The following is a 12,942-nucleotide window of genomic DNA, read 5'->3' on the forward strand; positions in this document are numbered from 1 at the left end:
AGGGTGTCCAGGTCTTGCGTCACAACATGATCTTGGATGCCCTCTCCTCATGCCCGGACATCGACCCCTGACTTCGGAACTACTCGTCTAGCGGCGACGGCTCGGTGGTGTCCTGGGCGGACGTCGACCCGGACGACACATTCCGCCAGACCGAGCTCTTCCGGGAGTTCTACGCCGTGAACGGCGTCGAGAGTCAGGTCGCACTGGGCGTCCTCAACCAGCCCGGGTTGGTGACCGCCTTCACGGTCAACCGCGACGGCACTCCGTTCAGCGCTGACGAGTATCAGGTCCTCGGCGACCTGCGTCCGCACCTGATCAACCTGCACCGGCTGGTCAGCGGGTCGGGACGGGCCCGCGCCAACGACCTCCTCCTGACAGCGGACGGTTGGACCGGGGTCCGGCTCGCCGAGGGCGGCACGGTGCTGACCACGAGCGTGGAGGCAGTGGCGATCGGTGACCGGCTCGGGCTCGACCTGCGCGTTGGAGCCGACCTCACCTCGACGTCGTTCTGGCGGCGGCTCCGCGAGACCATCGGGTCGCGCTGGCAGGTCGGCAGGATGACGAGACCGATCCAGCTCGGTGCCGCCGATTGCCCGGTCGAGGCGATGGTCGCTACGACGGCAGTCGGCCCGTACTCGCTGATGTTCCGCGACCGGGACGCCGTGCGGCGCCGCCGCTGCCAGGAGTTGGGCCTGACCGGCAGGCAGGCCGAGATCGCCCGGCTGGTCATCGCCGGCGCGACCAACGCGCAGATCGGCAGGGCGCTGGGCATCACCGCCTCCACGGTGCGCAAGCACCTGGAGGCGACGTTCCGCGTTGCCGGCGTGCAGTCCCGGGCGGCTCTGGTTGCGGCGCTGCTCGGATCCCGGCTGACGGGCGGGCCGGATGGTTTCCAGGAGTCACGGCTTGTCGAGAATGCAGACGATCTCCATCTCGACCGATGAGCCGGCGCTGGTCGAGCCCACCAGCCGCACCAGTGCGATGTCCGCACTCGTGCCCTCGGTGACCGGCCCGGTGACGTCGATCGAGTCGAAGGTGCTCTTGAAGCCGCTTTCCGCGTTGACGTGCCGGAACGTCCGATTTGAGATGGCGGTGAACGACTGGGCGTCGGGGTCGCCGGAGTCGAAGTTGTCGACGCCGAGGATGAGCCGGACGTCCTCGGCGAACGGATCCGGGACGGGCTGCGCACCGAAACTCCTGGTGAACTCGCACTCGCCCTCGAAGTCCTCGTGGGTGGTGCCGGCGATGGTGACCGTCCCGGTGCCTTCGTCTGATCGCTCGTAGCCGTCGCCGGGCGGGGTGTCGGACCCCGGTTGCGTGTCGGCAGCCGCAGCGGTCCCGTCGTCGCGACTGGCGGTCGTATCGTCGGGCTCGGTGAGGGAGCCCGAATCGGCGCACCCGGCCAGGGCGATCGTCGAGAGGGCGGCTATGAAGGCGAGGCGGGACCGGAACTTGACCATGGTCGCACCTTAGGGACGGACGGCGCGCCGGCCAACGGGACGAACGTCGTATTGCGCCGGCCACGGCCCGAAGGGGGTCCGGTGAAACCGGACCCGGCCTGGTCCGAGCTGAACCACAGCGGCCTACCGTTGGTGATGACAGCGACCCCGCCGCCGGAGCGCAGCAGCGGCCGGGCTGCGGGGTCAACCGATTGGTTGATGCGCGGATCGACCGACCTCGGTGCCGGCTGGGCGATCCGGCAACCCCGGCGGCGGGCCACGCTGGTCCCCATGGGCATCATCGAGGTGACGAACCTCCACAAGCGCGGGTCGGGAGAACGTCCGTCGGGCCCAGGTGCGCAGGTCGGTGGTGGGCAGGCCGAGCGCCTGGGCGATCTCCGGACACGCGGGGGGAGCCGTTCTCGTTGATCTGCTCGGCGGCGTTGACCGCGAACGGCGGCAGCCCGCGTTCCACCGCTTCCTCCGGGGTGAGGACCGGGGTGGTGACGGTCCGACCGGTGACCGCGCTGAGGATCGCGGCGACCTCGGTCATCGTACGCAGGTCGCTGGCGAGTTCCACGTCCAGACCGTCGAGGGTGCCCGGCGTGGTGAAGGCGGTGGCCGCGGCGTGGCCGATGTCGTCGACCGCCACCCAGACGATGCGGGTGTCCTCGGCGAAGGCGGTGACGATGGTGCCGCTGGACCAGTCGCCGAACATGTAGGACCAGCCGATCAGGTTCTCCATGAAGGTCGCGGGCTTGAGGACGGTCCAACGGGCGAAGCCGCCGGTGCGTACCAGTTCGTCGACGGCCGCCTTGCTCTCTCAGTAGTGCCGTTCCCAGCGACCCTCGGCCCAGCCGGGCTGGTTGCGGTGAAAGTCGCCAGCGCCGGCGACGCTGCTGTGGACGAACTGTGCCACGCCGGCCTTGCGGGCGGCCTCGACGACGTTGCGGCCCCGGCGGAGCTCGGCGTCGCCCTGCAGATTACGGGATGGAGAAGGCCCCGTCGGCCCCGGTGGCGGCGGCGAGCAGCGACGCGGGGTCGTCCAGGTCGCCCCGGACCAGGGCGCGCACCGCGACACCCCGGTCGAGCAGGGCCCGGGCGGTGGCCCCGCCCTGCTTGCCGGTCGTGCCGATGACAAGGACGGTCAAGCTTCCTCCTGGGTGAGTGGGGTGGTGCCCCGCCGGACGCCGGCCAGGCGCTGACGACCTGGCTGTGCGAGCTGGCGGCGTACAACGCGACCACCCGTGGCCTGGTCGCCTCGCTGCTGCAGGTGCCACCGGAGGACGAGTCCTGCGGCGCGATGCTCGTGGCGGCCGGCGAACCGCTGCTGCGACGGGCCGTCGACAACGGAGCCGTACGCCCGGACGTCGCGATGGCCGACCTGGTGACCCTCGTCAACGCGATCGCGCTGGTTACGGAATCGGCCAGCGCGGCCGAGGCGCAACGGCTGATTGCGAGCAGGTACGCCCGCAGGTCGGGGTGCTGGCCGAACTTGGCGAGGTTGCCGCCGTACGGCCAGCGACGGCTGAGCCCGCAGGAGGTCGGGCTTTGGCGGCGAGGCTGTAGCACCTCGTAGCACAGCTGTTAGGCTGTGCTTATGGCTGAACCGATGCCGAGAGAGATCACCCAGCGCGAGCTACGCAACGAGTCCGGTGCGATCATGCGCGGCGTCGAGCGCGGCGAGTCGTACGTCATCACCCGCAACGGCACCCCGATCGCCCGGCTCATCCCACTGCGCCGACGGACCTTCGTCCCACGGGCCGAGGCGATGGCGGCCTTCGCCACTGCCCCCGTCCTCGACGCAGAGCGGCTCCGGGCTGACCTCGACGACGCGGTCGACCAGGATCCGTTCGATCGTGACTGGTGAGAACTTGACTGATGCACCTGCGGGTCGTGGCCTGATCGACACGAACATCGTCGTGCATCTGGCCGCGCTCGACCCCGACCACCTGCCGAACGAACTCGTGATCAGCGCGGTCACCCTCGCGGAGTTGTCGGCCGGCCCGCATCACACCGATGACCCGGCCGAGCGGGCGAGGCGACTCAACGTCCTGCAGCACGCCGAGGCCACCTTCGACCCATTGCCGTTCGACGCGGAGGCCGCCCGTGCATACGGGATGATCTGCGCGGCCGTGCTCGGCACCGGCCGTAAGCCTCGGCGTCGGCTCGCCGATCTGATGATCGCCTCGGTGGCGACGGTCAACGGGCTACCGCTCTACACGACCAACCCGGACGATTTCGTCGGCTTGGCCGACCTGGTCGACGTGCGGTCGGTTCCGCGTCCCTGACCATTCCTACCGGGGCCGTCGCGGGTCACCGGATCCGCGTACGGTCGGCGGTCACCCGTCTCCTCCTGCTCAGTCGAGGCAGAACTCGTTGCCCTCGACGTCCTGCATGACGAGGCACGACTCGCTGACACCGTCGGCGCGCAGCAGCCGTACGCGTACCGCGCCGAGCGCGACCAGTCGGGCGCATTCGGCCTCGAGTGCGGCCACGCGCTCGTCACCGACGAGACCAGTGCCGACCCGTACGTCGAGATGCAGCCGGTTCTTGACGGTCTTGCCTTCGGGCACGCGCTGGAAGAACAGCCGTGGACCCACCCCGGTGGGATCGACGCAGGCGAACGCCGAGCCCTGACGCTCGGGCGGCAGTGCGCGGTCGAAGTCGTCCCAACCGGCGAACCCCTTCGGGGGCGGCGGTACGACGTACCCCAGCGCCTCGCACCAGAAGCGGGCGACGCGCTCCGGTCGTGCGCAGTCGAAGGTGATCTGGAACTGCTTGACCGACGCCATCAGCCCACCATAGAGGTGTTTCCTTCCTCGTCCGCCCTGGGCACGCCCCGGCGGTACATCGGCTTGATGCCTCTCGTCGGATCAGCAGCTGAAGGCCAGCGCGGCATGGAGGTGCCCTGCGGTGTCCTCGTCGAACGCTACGAGCCGGATCCGTTCGACGGTGGTCGGGGTGGCCGCGAGGGTCACGGCGGCGACCCGGGCGGCCTGGTCGGCGGGGAAGCCGTACACGCCGGTGGCGATCGCGGGGAAGGCGATCGCCCGCACGCCGAGTCCATCGGCGACCCGCAGACTGCGCCGGTAGCAGGAGGCCAGGATGTCGGCTTCGCCGTGGCCGCCGCCTTCCCAGACCGGCCCGACAGTGTGGATGACGTGCCGTACCGGCGGGTCGAGGTCGAACGCCGGCGTAGCCTTGGCGTCGCCCGGCTCGCAGGGGGCGATCGCGCCGCCGGCCCGCGCCAGGCGGGGGCCGGCCGCACGGTGGACGGCCCCGTCGACACCACCGCCGCCGAGCAGTGACTCGTTGGCGGCGGTGACGATGGCGTCGACGTCCACACGGGTGATGTCGCCGACGACGACCTCGATGACTGCCACGACGCGATCCTGGCACACCGGCCGGGAATATGAAGCTGCCGCTGTGGTGACCCGCCGAGCGGGAACCTAGCCGGTGGTGGCGGACAGACACAGGACATGACGACGGTCCTACGCGCCCGGACGCGGGCCGGTGACCCCGCCGCCTTCGGCGAGCGTTGGCCGGTCTGACCGTCGTCGGCCTGGCGTTGAACCCCGGCGGCGATCCGGCCGGCCCAGCGGGCACCACCGCCGGTCCCGACCAGTCCGCCGCCGGCCCGGCGCAGGTCGCCGACCCGACGCCGGCACCGCCGAGGGCGCGACGGTGCTGCTCGACGAGATCGCGCTGGTCGCCGCCACCCGGGCCACCGGCCCGGTACGGCCGGACCAGTTCATCTACATCGAAAGCCAGATCGCCGACACGTACGAAGCCCTCAACGCGGACACCGGCGAAACCCCGACTGGTACGCCAAGGCTGCACAAGCGTCAGGTGCGGCTGTCGCCGGACGGCCACCGTGGCTGGCTGGTCGACGAGTTGAACGAGCCGGCCGGCATCGCCCTCGACAGCGACGCGGTGCCGCATTTCGGCGCGTACGACCGGCTGACCACGCTGCCGATCGATCCGGAGGTGCTGCTGGAGTGGATCTACGCCGAGACGCGGGGGCAGGGCAACCACCCGGACCACCAGGCGTTCACCACCATCGGCGACGATGGGACCGACGCGATCGGTCGCAGCGGCGTCGCGGTGGCCCGGGTGGAGGAAGGCACCGGCGTCCGCCACGAGTGGATCTTCGACCGGGAGGACCACACCTACCTCGGGTCGCGGTCGGTGTACACCACGGCGGTGCCGGACAGCATCATCCCGGTCGGCACGGTGACGTTCAGCCAGGCGGTGGTGCGGCGGACCGTTGTCGACGAGCTGAAGCAGTTGCCGTAACGGAAGAAGCAGCGGCCCGCCACTGCGCCGGGGGTGACGGAGTGTTCGGCCCGGAACCGCTTGATGAAGTAGCTGACGTCGGGGTATCCGACCCGGTGGCTGATCGCGGCCACGGTCAGCGAGGTCTCGGTGAGCAGCACGCGGGCCTGCTGCATGCGCCGTTCGCTCAGGTCGAAGACGGCCGCGAGCAGCGGTTCGTCCGAGGCTCGCAGTTGGTCGGCGACGCTGGTCGACAACCGGGCCGCCTCCACCAGCAGCAGGGTCAGATGGGCGAGCGCGGCGTCCTGGTGGCCGTCGCGTCGCACCCGCAGCTCCTCGGCGAGCGCGGCGAAGCGCCCGGACCAGGTCGCCCGGTCGTCCGGGGGTACGTGCAGCCGCTGCGCCCGGTCGGTGCCCCGGGCGAACGGGAACAGCAGCGGGTGGGTCCGCCACGAGGCGTACGCCCCGGCGGTCCCGGGCCGGACCGCGTCGGCGGGGAACCACACCACCCAGCCGTCGATGTCGAGCTGTTCGGGCCGTTCGCCGAAGGAGACGACCTGGCCCGGGGCGACGATGAGCAGATCCCCCGTCGGTCACCGGCCAGGTCCGATCGTCGATGCACACCGTTGCGTCGGTCCTTCGGCGTAGCAGAGCGCGACGAATTCGTGGGTGTGCGCGTCGGCGGGAAGCCGGATCCGAACTTTGTCGCATCGTCTCCACAACCTCGCCGATGCCACGCTGCGGTCAGTGGCCGATGCTGGGAAGAGTGACCGAATCTCGTCCGACATTAGGAGAGTGACATGACCGGACAGGGCAGCGGCAGTCGTCCGCACCAGCACTACCTGCCCGCGATGGGGCGGCAGTGGTTGCTGCCGATCTACGACCCGTTCAGCCGGCTCGTCGGCGCGGGGAGGATGCACCAGCAGTTGCTCGACCGGGCCGAGATCCGGCCCGGCCAGCGTGTGTTGGAGATTGGCTGCGGCACCGGCAACCTGCTGCGGGCGCTGCTGCGCCGGCAGCCGGACGTCGATGCCGTCGGCATCGACCCGGACCAGGGCGCGCTGCGGCTGGCCCAGCGCAAGGCCGCCCGCGCCAAGCTGCCGATCCGCTACGAGGTCGCCTTCGCCGGCGACCTGCCGCTGCCCGACGCCAGCGTCGACCGGGTGCTGTCCGCGCTCATGATGCACCACCTGGCCGATGAGGAACGGGGCCGCGCGCTGCGGGAGGTCCGCCGGGTGCTGCGCCCCGGCGGTCAGCTGCACGTCGTCGACATCGACGGTACGGCCCCGGGCCACGGGTCCGGATGTCTGCACAACGACCCCCGGTTGGTGGCCAGCCGGCCCGAGCGGGTGCTGGCCGCGCTGGCCGAGGCCGGCCTTACCGGCGGTACGGAGAACGGCCGCAGCCGCGGTCGACTCGGTCGAATCGCCAGCTTCGTCTTCTACCGCGCCATGGGCCCGACGGAGCATGGCAAATAGGGCCGGCGGCGCGGTAGCACCCTGCCCAGGCGCCAAGTGGGTCGCGCCAGTCAGGCATTCTGCCCCCATGATCACTTAACGTTCTGCTGGGCGCCACGCCGATGCTCTCCCAGCTGCAGGTTAAGTGATCATGCTGAACCACAGTCGGCGGGTGAGACGTGCGGTGTTCGTCTGCCGGACAACTCGGCGCAGCGCGCTGGAAAGACTTATATCGATCTAATGATTGGCATGAGTGGATCACGCCCCCACCGCTGCCATCACACACCCGACGACCACCAGACAGGCCAGATACCGTACGGCCAGATCGACCCCGCCACGCACCCGGCCGGTGGCCTCGGACGCAGATCGATGCTGGCCGCCGCCGGCGGCATGCTGATGCTCGCCGCCGTCCCCGGCACCGCGCGGGCCGCCACCGCGATGACAGCCGGTGCGACGTCGGCCGGCGCGACGGCGGTGGCCGCACCCGGCGCCTCCCGGGCGTCGCGGATCAGCCAGGGGACCACCCTGGTCCACGCCGACCTGCACAACCACACCGTCATGTCCGACGGGGACGGCAGCGCCGACGACGCGTTCGCCTCGATGCGCGAGGCCGGGCTCGACGTCGCCGCGCTCACCGACCACGCGACGATGTTCGCCATCAGCGGGCTCAGCCAGTCCGAGTGGCGGGCCACCGGAGACCTCGCCAACGCGGCCGACGACCCCGGTCAGTTCACCGCGATCCGTGGCTTCGAGTGGTCGCACCCGTTGCAGGGTCACATCAACGTGTGGAACACCTCGGACTTCGCCGACCTGCTGCGGGCCGGCAGCCCCGGCAGCCTCTACCGGTGGCTGACCGGCCGGCCCGGTGGCCTGGCCAGCTTCAACCACCCGGGCCGGGAGATCGGCCGGTTCGACAACTTCTCGTACGACGCCTCGGCGCGGCAGCAGCTCGTCGGCCTGGAGATGTTCAACCGCACCGACGACTACCTGTTCGAGGGCTGGTCGTCCCGGACGGCCTCGCCGCTGGTGGCCTGCCTCAACGCCGGCTGGCGGCCCGGTCTGACCGGGGTCACCGACGAGCACGGCACCACCTGGGGCTTCCACGAAGGCAAGGGCCGAAGCGGTCTGTGGGTCGCCGAGAACACCCGCGCGGCGGTGTTCGAGGCGATGGCGGCCCGCCGCTGTTTCGCCACCCGGGTGTCCGGCCTGCGGCTCGACGCGGCCGCCAACGGCGTACGGATGGGAGGGGTCCTCGGTCTGGCCGCCGGTGACGTCCGGTTCCAGGTGGACCTGGACCGGGGAGCGGTCTGGGACGGCAAGCCGCTGCGGATCCAGGTGCTGCGTCCCGGGACGTCGGTGCCGACCGTCGTCGACGTCGTCGACACCGTCTCCGGGTCGGTCGCCGACTTCACGGTGCCGCTCGACGTCGCCGACGGCGACTGGATCGTGCTGCGGGTCTCCGACCCGGAGCTGGTCAACCCGACGCCCGGCCCGGCCGGGCACCCGTGCAACGACTTCGGGGTGGCGTACAGCAGTCCATGGTGGCTGCAGCCCTGATCAGAGGTTGCGGAGGCAACGTCGGTAGGCGCCCGGACCAGTTTGAGGGATAGCCCCTATGTAGAAGACCGAGTATGGTCCACGTATGACTGAGCGTGTCCGGGTCACCACCAGCGTGGCTCAGGTGTTGGCGGTACTACTCGACGATCCGCAGGCCGGCCGGTACGGCCTGGAACTCATGCAGGCCACCGGCCAGCCCAGCGGCACCTTGTATCCGATCCTGGCCCGGCTGCAGGAGGCGGGCTGGCTACGGGCCGACTGGGAGGACATCGACCCCAGCAGAGAAGGACGGCCTGCCCGGCGCTACCACCGCCTGACGCCGGAGGGGGCGGTGGCGGCCCGCGCCGAGCTCGCCGCCCTGCGGGCGAAACTGCGCCCGCGCGGCGCCGGTGGCACCCGGGCCGCCGACGCCGCGACCTTCACGTCGGCGCCGGGGTGGTGAGCACCTTGACGCAGCGGATCGCCGATTGGCTGCTGGCCGTGGCGGCACGGCGTTGGCCGGCACACCTGCGCGAGGAGATGAGCCGGGAGTGGGCCGGCGAGTTGTACGCACTCGGCCATGAGGAAAGCGCTGTCGCTGCGCTGCGGAAGTGGCGGCAGCTCCGCTTCGCGGCCAGTCTCGCGCTCGCCCGCCCACCGGGTGCGGATCCGGTACCGCTGCCCCGGCTGCCCAGACCCTCACCCACCCAGATACACGCGGGATGGCTGTTCCTTGCGCCGCTGTTCGTGCTGGTCACGGCAGCGATGGCGGTGTCCTCCCTGGCCTGGCCGACCGACGCGGTGGCGCGTACACCGATGGCCTCGGTCATTACCTTCTTCGTCGTGAGCTATGTGGCTTACATCCTTATCGCGGCAGTCGTCGGCACGCTGTTGGCCCGGCGGCTGCTGCGACGACGTGCCGGCCGGCCGGTCAGCCCGGCAGGCTGTGGGTGGGCGACCCTACCCGTGACAGCCGGCCTGCTCACCCTCGATGTGCTGGCCCGTAGTGCGAACAGGGTCTGGGACGGCTCCTGGTTCGCCGTCGTCGTGGCACTGTGTCTGTCGGTGCTGCTCCCGCCGGTGGCGGCGGGCGTCGCGGCGCTGTCCCGCCGCAGGCGTCTGGTGTCGGCCGTCGGCCTGGCCGTGCTGGCCGCTCCCGCCCTGATGCTGGTCAGCGCCTACACGATGGTGCTGGTGGCACCCCAGACACCGGCCGAAGCGGCGGGTCAGCCCTGGTGGTGGCTCACCAATCTGGTACGCGAACCGATCCTGCTGTTGACGTACGACGCCTTCGACACCTCGTTGCCGATAGAGGCTGCCCTGGCGATCCTGCCCAATCTGACCCTCGTCTCGGTGGTGCTTGCCCTGGCCCATGCGATCAGACTCGCCCGGCCGATCGAGGCCGCCGCGACCAGCACGTCGACGGCACCCGATCCCGGCCGGGGCATCCCCGGTCAGCGTGGGTCCGAACGGATCAGCCCGACCGTGACCAGCCCGACCGTGACCAGCCCGACCGTGACCAGCACAGGTTTGACCGGCCAGACCCCGGCTGTCGCACGTGGCCCGTGGTGGCACCGTACCGCCCTCGCCGGTGCGGTCTACTCGGTCCTGGCCTGGGCGGTCACCTTGGCCTACCTGACCCCCAACATCGGGGTACAGAACTCCTGGACGGGCCCTCTACCGAACGGCTCATGGCCGTCCTCGGAGCCCGCCGGCTGGCAGGGGTGGTCGACCCAGGAGGGGCGGGTGTGGATGCACGAGTTGCAACTGTGCGGCATCGTGTGTGCCGCGCTGTGCCTGTTGTGCGCCGCCGCCTACCGAGGCCGACCACTGCGACCGACGCTTGCCGGCTCGGTCGTACTGCTGGGAGTCAACATGGTGGTGGTGCGCGGCGGTTGGGCGGATGCTCGGCTGCTGCCCTGGCTCGCTGCGGGTGGGCTCGTTGTCGGCATCGTGGTCTGGGCGGCCTCGACCCGTCCGGCCATGACCAGACGGCCGCCCGCGCGACCACGTCGCCTCGTCGTCACCATCACGGTGCTGGCCGCGTTCCTCGTCCCGGGCGGCTTCCTGGCCCGGCTCTACATCGTGCCCGGGGTATCGGCTCCCCCGTCCCTGCTGCTGGTCGCGGTGGGCCTGCCCACCGTACTGACGGTGATCGCCGTCATGGGTGTCCTGGCCACGTCGAGGCGCCGGCTGCGCCGGCCGTTCTGGCGGCTGCCAACCGCTCTCGCCCTCACCACGGCAGTCGGTGGTGTCCTCTTCTTCCAGTACACGCCCGAACCCACTTTGAACGGGCAACGTCCTTTGATCGATTTCCTGGTCGTCACCCTGCCCGTAGCCTTCGCGGTCCCCGCAGCGGCCTGGGCCGTCGTCGGGATACACAGCCGGTCATCCTCCCCGCGACGCGTCGGCCTGCACCTGCTTCTCACCGTGCCACTGTTGATCGTCGGGTTCCTCATCACGCCCGGCACGGTCTTTGCCGCACTTGCCCTGTCCCGGCTCGCGCTCTTCCCGATGGAGTACGGGCGAGCCTACGACGGCATCACCTACCTGCCCGGCGCGATCGCCGTCGGGCTGCTGCTCGGATACGTCGCCGCCACCCGCCTCGACCGCGCTCGGTCGGCACCGGCAACCGCGCCGGACACCCACGACAGCCTGGCACCCGCTCAGCATCCGTCGGCCTGAACCGGGCGCTGATGCCCGGTCAGGACCTGCTGCGGATCGGCGGGCCTCCGGCCGGGGGTAACGACGACGCCGGCCCGGGTTGTCGTCCGCCACCTCGACGCAGTGTCACGCCATCGGTTCGGGGTTGATGCCACAGGTGCATTTTGATGCACCTGTGGCATCAACTCTGCGGAGAGACCTTGGGTTCCCGAGCCGTGTGCCCGGCGCGGCGCGACTCAGGCGAGGCGTCGCCGTCCACGACGGTGATCACGACGTTGCCGACCTTGTGCCCGCTGTCGACGTACCGGTGGGCCTCGACGATCTCGGCCAACGGGTAGCTGCGGTCGATGACAACCCGGAGCCGGCCGTCGCCGAGCAGGTCCCGCAGCGCGGCCAGGGCGGCGTGCTTGCGTACCGACATGCCGGTCCGGATCCGCCGGCCGCCGGCGACGGCCGTGCCGGCCGCCAGCAGGCTGTTCGTCATCAGCCCGGTCGTCGGCAGGTAGCAGCCCCGCCGGGTGAGCACCGGCCGGCACCGGGCGAACGAGCTGCGACCGACGGTGTCGAAGACCACGTCGTAGCGTTCGCCGCTGGCGGTGAAATCCTCGGCGGTGTAGTCGAACACCCGGTGTGCGCCGAGCGAGCCGACCAGTTCGGCGTTGCGGCCGCTGCACACGCCGTGCACCTCGGCGCCAAAATGCTTCGCGAGCTGGACAGCGTACGTGCCGATGCTGCCGGAGGCACCGACGACCAGCACCTTCTGACCGGGCCGCAGGTCGGCCAGGTCGTGCAGGAAGTGCCAGGCGGTGGTGAAGCCGTCGACGGTCGCAGCCGCCTGCGGATACGTCACGTTCGCCGGCATCGTCGTCATCGACGCCCGCTCCGGCAGGCACTTGTACTCGGCGTTCGCCCCGACACCGAAGCCGGTGAAGCCGAAGACCCGGTCGCCGACCCGGAACCGGCTGGTCGCCGGCCCGGTCGCGGTGACCTCGCCGGCGAACTCCAGCCCGAGCACCCGGATCCCCTTGCGTGGACGCCGTACGCCGATGATTGCCCGGCCCCAGCGGGGTTCGCCCCTGCGCATCCCGCACTCGGCGGACGTCACAGTGGTGGCGTGCACCCGGACCAGCACCTGGTCGCCACGGGGCACGGGGGTCGGCAGGTCGACCTGGGTGAGTACGTCGGGCGGGCCGTACGCGTCGAACATCACCGCTCGCATGTGGCGATGATGGTGCAGGCACGCTGTGAGCGTGCTGAGAGGGAGCGGGACCACCTCCGATCACCAGGACAGCAGCGGTACCTGGCTGTCCGTACCGAGGTGTTCAGACGTTCGGCCAATCCCATGATCCGCCGGTGTCCGACCGCCGTACCCCGAGTTGCGACAGGTGCAGGACAACCCTATTGACCTGCGTAAACACCCCTGTGGCGACGAGGAAGGGCAGCAGGATCGTGACAGGACAGACAGCATCGACGGCGGCCTACCGGTCGCCGGGAGGGGGGGGGGGGGGGGGGCGGAAAAAAAGAGGAAGGGGGTTGGCTCATTGTTTTCTTCCCCTTCTCCTCTCAAT

At 70.6% G+C, this 12,942-nt stretch carries 14 protein-coding genes and 2 pseudogenes; 9 read left to right on the forward strand and 7 right to left on the reverse strand.

Annotated elements, in window-relative coordinates; translation table 11 throughout:
• The first annotated feature begins 107 nt into the window (after positions 1-107).
• Entirely contained in the window at positions 108-944 is an 837-nt protein-coding gene (locus ACXAHD_RS27670; protein ID WP_475054270.1) for a helix-turn-helix transcriptional regulator, read from the forward strand.
• On the opposite strand, the gene ACXAHD_RS27675 is transcribed toward ACXAHD_RS27670, so the two are convergent.
• The 3 genes and pseudogenes from ACXAHD_RS27675 to ACXAHD_RS27685 all read right to left on the reverse strand — a co-directional run bounded on the left by ACXAHD_RS27675 (position 900) and on the right by ACXAHD_RS27685 (position 2,590).
• A complete protein-coding gene (locus ACXAHD_RS27675) occupies positions 900-1,460 on the reverse strand; it encodes a hypothetical protein (protein WP_475054273.1) in 561 nt (186 codons plus the stop codon). The two genes, ACXAHD_RS27670 and ACXAHD_RS27675, sit on opposite strands and share 45 nt — an antisense overlap.
• A gap of 277 nt (positions 1,461-1,737) precedes the next feature.
• Positions 1,738-2,247: pseudogene (locus ACXAHD_RS27680) on the reverse strand (NmrA family NAD(P)-binding protein); the annotation flags it as partial.
• Positions 2,248-2,422: 175 nt separating this feature from the next.
• On the reverse strand, positions 2,423-2,590 hold the full coding sequence (locus ACXAHD_RS27685; protein WP_475054276.1) for an NmrA family NAD(P)-binding protein: 168 nt from the start codon (positions 2,588-2,590) through the stop codon (positions 2,423-2,425).
• A gap of 50 nt (positions 2,591-2,640) precedes the next feature.
• Between ACXAHD_RS27685 and ACXAHD_RS27690 the strand changes: the two genes are divergently transcribed.
• The 3 genes from ACXAHD_RS27690 to ACXAHD_RS27700 are packed head-to-tail and all read left to right on the forward strand — an operon-like array spanning position 2,641 to position 3,730.
• On the forward strand, positions 2,641-3,018 hold the full coding sequence (locus tag ACXAHD_RS27690) for an SbtR family transcriptional regulator (protein ID WP_475054290.1): 378 nt from the start codon (positions 2,641-2,643) through the stop codon (positions 3,016-3,018).
• A gap of 21 nt (positions 3,019-3,039) precedes the next feature.
• The gene (locus ACXAHD_RS27695; RefSeq protein ID WP_281553212.1) at positions 3,040-3,309 is read left to right on the forward strand and encodes a type II toxin-antitoxin system Phd/YefM family antitoxin; all 270 of its coding nucleotides are present in this window, start codon (positions 3,040-3,042) and stop codon (positions 3,307-3,309) included.
• 4 nt (positions 3,310-3,313) lie between these two features.
• Positions 3,314-3,730 carry a type II toxin-antitoxin system VapC family toxin gene (locus ACXAHD_RS27700; protein WP_281553213.1) on the forward strand — a complete coding sequence of 139 codons (417 nt, stop codon included), beginning with the start codon at positions 3,314-3,316 and terminating at the stop codon, positions 3,728-3,730.
• Positions 3,731-3,799: 69 nt separating this feature from the next.
• On the opposite strand, the gene ACXAHD_RS27705 is transcribed toward ACXAHD_RS27700, so the two are convergent.
• The gene (locus tag ACXAHD_RS27705) at positions 3,800-4,234 is read right to left on the reverse strand and encodes a VOC family protein (RefSeq protein ID WP_281553214.1); all 435 of its coding nucleotides are present in this window, start codon (positions 4,232-4,234) and stop codon (positions 3,800-3,802) included.
• Between the two features lie 81 nt (positions 4,235-4,315).
• Positions 4,316-4,825: a macro domain-containing protein gene (locus tag ACXAHD_RS27710; protein WP_289212160.1), complete on the reverse strand. Its 510-nt coding sequence runs from the start codon at positions 4,823-4,825 to the stop codon at positions 4,316-4,318.
• A 301-nt stretch (positions 4,826-5,126) separates the two neighbouring features.
• On the opposite strand from ACXAHD_RS27710, the gene ACXAHD_RS27715 reads away from it, so the two are divergent.
• Positions 5,127-5,738 carry a hypothetical protein gene (locus tag ACXAHD_RS27715; RefSeq protein ID WP_281553216.1) on the forward strand — a complete coding sequence of 204 codons (612 nt, stop codon included), beginning with the start codon at positions 5,127-5,129 and terminating at the stop codon, positions 5,736-5,738.
• On the opposite strand, the pseudogene ACXAHD_RS27720 reads toward ACXAHD_RS27715, so the two are convergent.
• Positions 5,683-6,439 (reverse strand): annotated as a pseudogene (locus ACXAHD_RS27720) (helix-turn-helix transcriptional regulator). The gene ACXAHD_RS27715 and the pseudogene ACXAHD_RS27720 overlap by 56 nt on opposite strands.
• A gap of 78 nt (positions 6,440-6,517) precedes the next feature.
• Here ACXAHD_RS27720 and ACXAHD_RS27725 point away from each other — a divergent pair.
• From ACXAHD_RS27725 to ACXAHD_RS27740, 4 genes are all read left to right on the forward strand, one after another.
• Positions 6,518-7,195: a class I SAM-dependent methyltransferase gene (locus ACXAHD_RS27725; protein WP_289212161.1), complete on the forward strand. Its 678-nt coding sequence runs from the start codon at positions 6,518-6,520 to the stop codon at positions 7,193-7,195.
• Positions 7,196-7,423: 228 nt separating this feature from the next.
• Positions 7,424-8,731 (forward strand): CehA/McbA family metallohydrolase, encoded by a 1,308-nt coding sequence (locus ACXAHD_RS27730; protein WP_289212162.1) that lies wholly within the window; start codon positions 7,424-7,426, stop codon positions 8,729-8,731.
• Positions 8,732-8,816: 85 nt separating this feature from the next.
• Positions 8,817-9,173 (forward strand): PadR family transcriptional regulator, encoded by a 357-nt coding sequence (locus tag ACXAHD_RS27735; RefSeq protein WP_281553219.1) that lies wholly within the window; start codon positions 8,817-8,819, stop codon positions 9,171-9,173.
• Positions 9,170-11,395 (forward strand): hypothetical protein, encoded by a 2,226-nt coding sequence (locus tag ACXAHD_RS27740; protein WP_475054285.1) that lies wholly within the window; start codon positions 9,170-9,172, stop codon positions 11,393-11,395. The genes ACXAHD_RS27735 and ACXAHD_RS27740 overlap by 4 nt, the downstream gene beginning before the upstream one ends.
• Positions 11,396-11,555: 160 nt before the next feature.
• On the opposite strand, the gene ACXAHD_RS27745 is transcribed toward ACXAHD_RS27740, so the two are convergent.
• Positions 11,556-12,593, reverse strand: a complete 1,038-nt coding sequence (locus ACXAHD_RS27745) for an NAD(P)-dependent alcohol dehydrogenase (protein WP_475054287.1) — start codon at positions 12,591-12,593, stop codon at positions 11,556-11,558.
• Positions 12,594-12,942 lie beyond the last annotated feature (349 nt).

It is taken from the genome of Micromonospora sp. ABR4_055 (genome assembly GCF_056160425.1).

Coding starts and splice junctions, on each gene's coding strand:
- ACXAHD_RS27725 (WP_289212161.1), top strand. CDS start 6,518: ATGACCGGACAGGGCAGCGGCAGTCGTCCGCACCAGCACTACCTGCCC.
- ACXAHD_RS27695 (WP_281553212.1), top strand. CDS start 3,040: ATGGCTGAACCGATGCCGAGAGAGATCACCCAGCGCGAGCTACGCAAC.
- ACXAHD_RS27705 (WP_281553214.1), bottom strand. CDS start 4,234: ATGGCGTCGGTCAAGCAGTTCCAGATCACCTTCGACTGCGCACGACCG.
- ACXAHD_RS27735 (WP_281553219.1), top strand. CDS start 8,817: ATGACTGAGCGTGTCCGGGTCACCACCAGCGTGGCTCAGGTGTTGGCG.
- ACXAHD_RS27675 (WP_475054273.1), bottom strand. CDS start 1,460: ATGGTCAAGTTCCGGTCCCGCCTCGCCTTCATAGCCGCCCTCTCGACG.
- ACXAHD_RS27730 (WP_289212162.1), top strand. CDS start 7,424: ATGAGTGGATCACGCCCCCACCGCTGCCATCACACACCCGACGACCAC.
- ACXAHD_RS27745 (WP_475054287.1), bottom strand. CDS start 12,593: ATGCGAGCGGTGATGTTCGACGCGTACGGCCCGCCCGACGTACTCACC.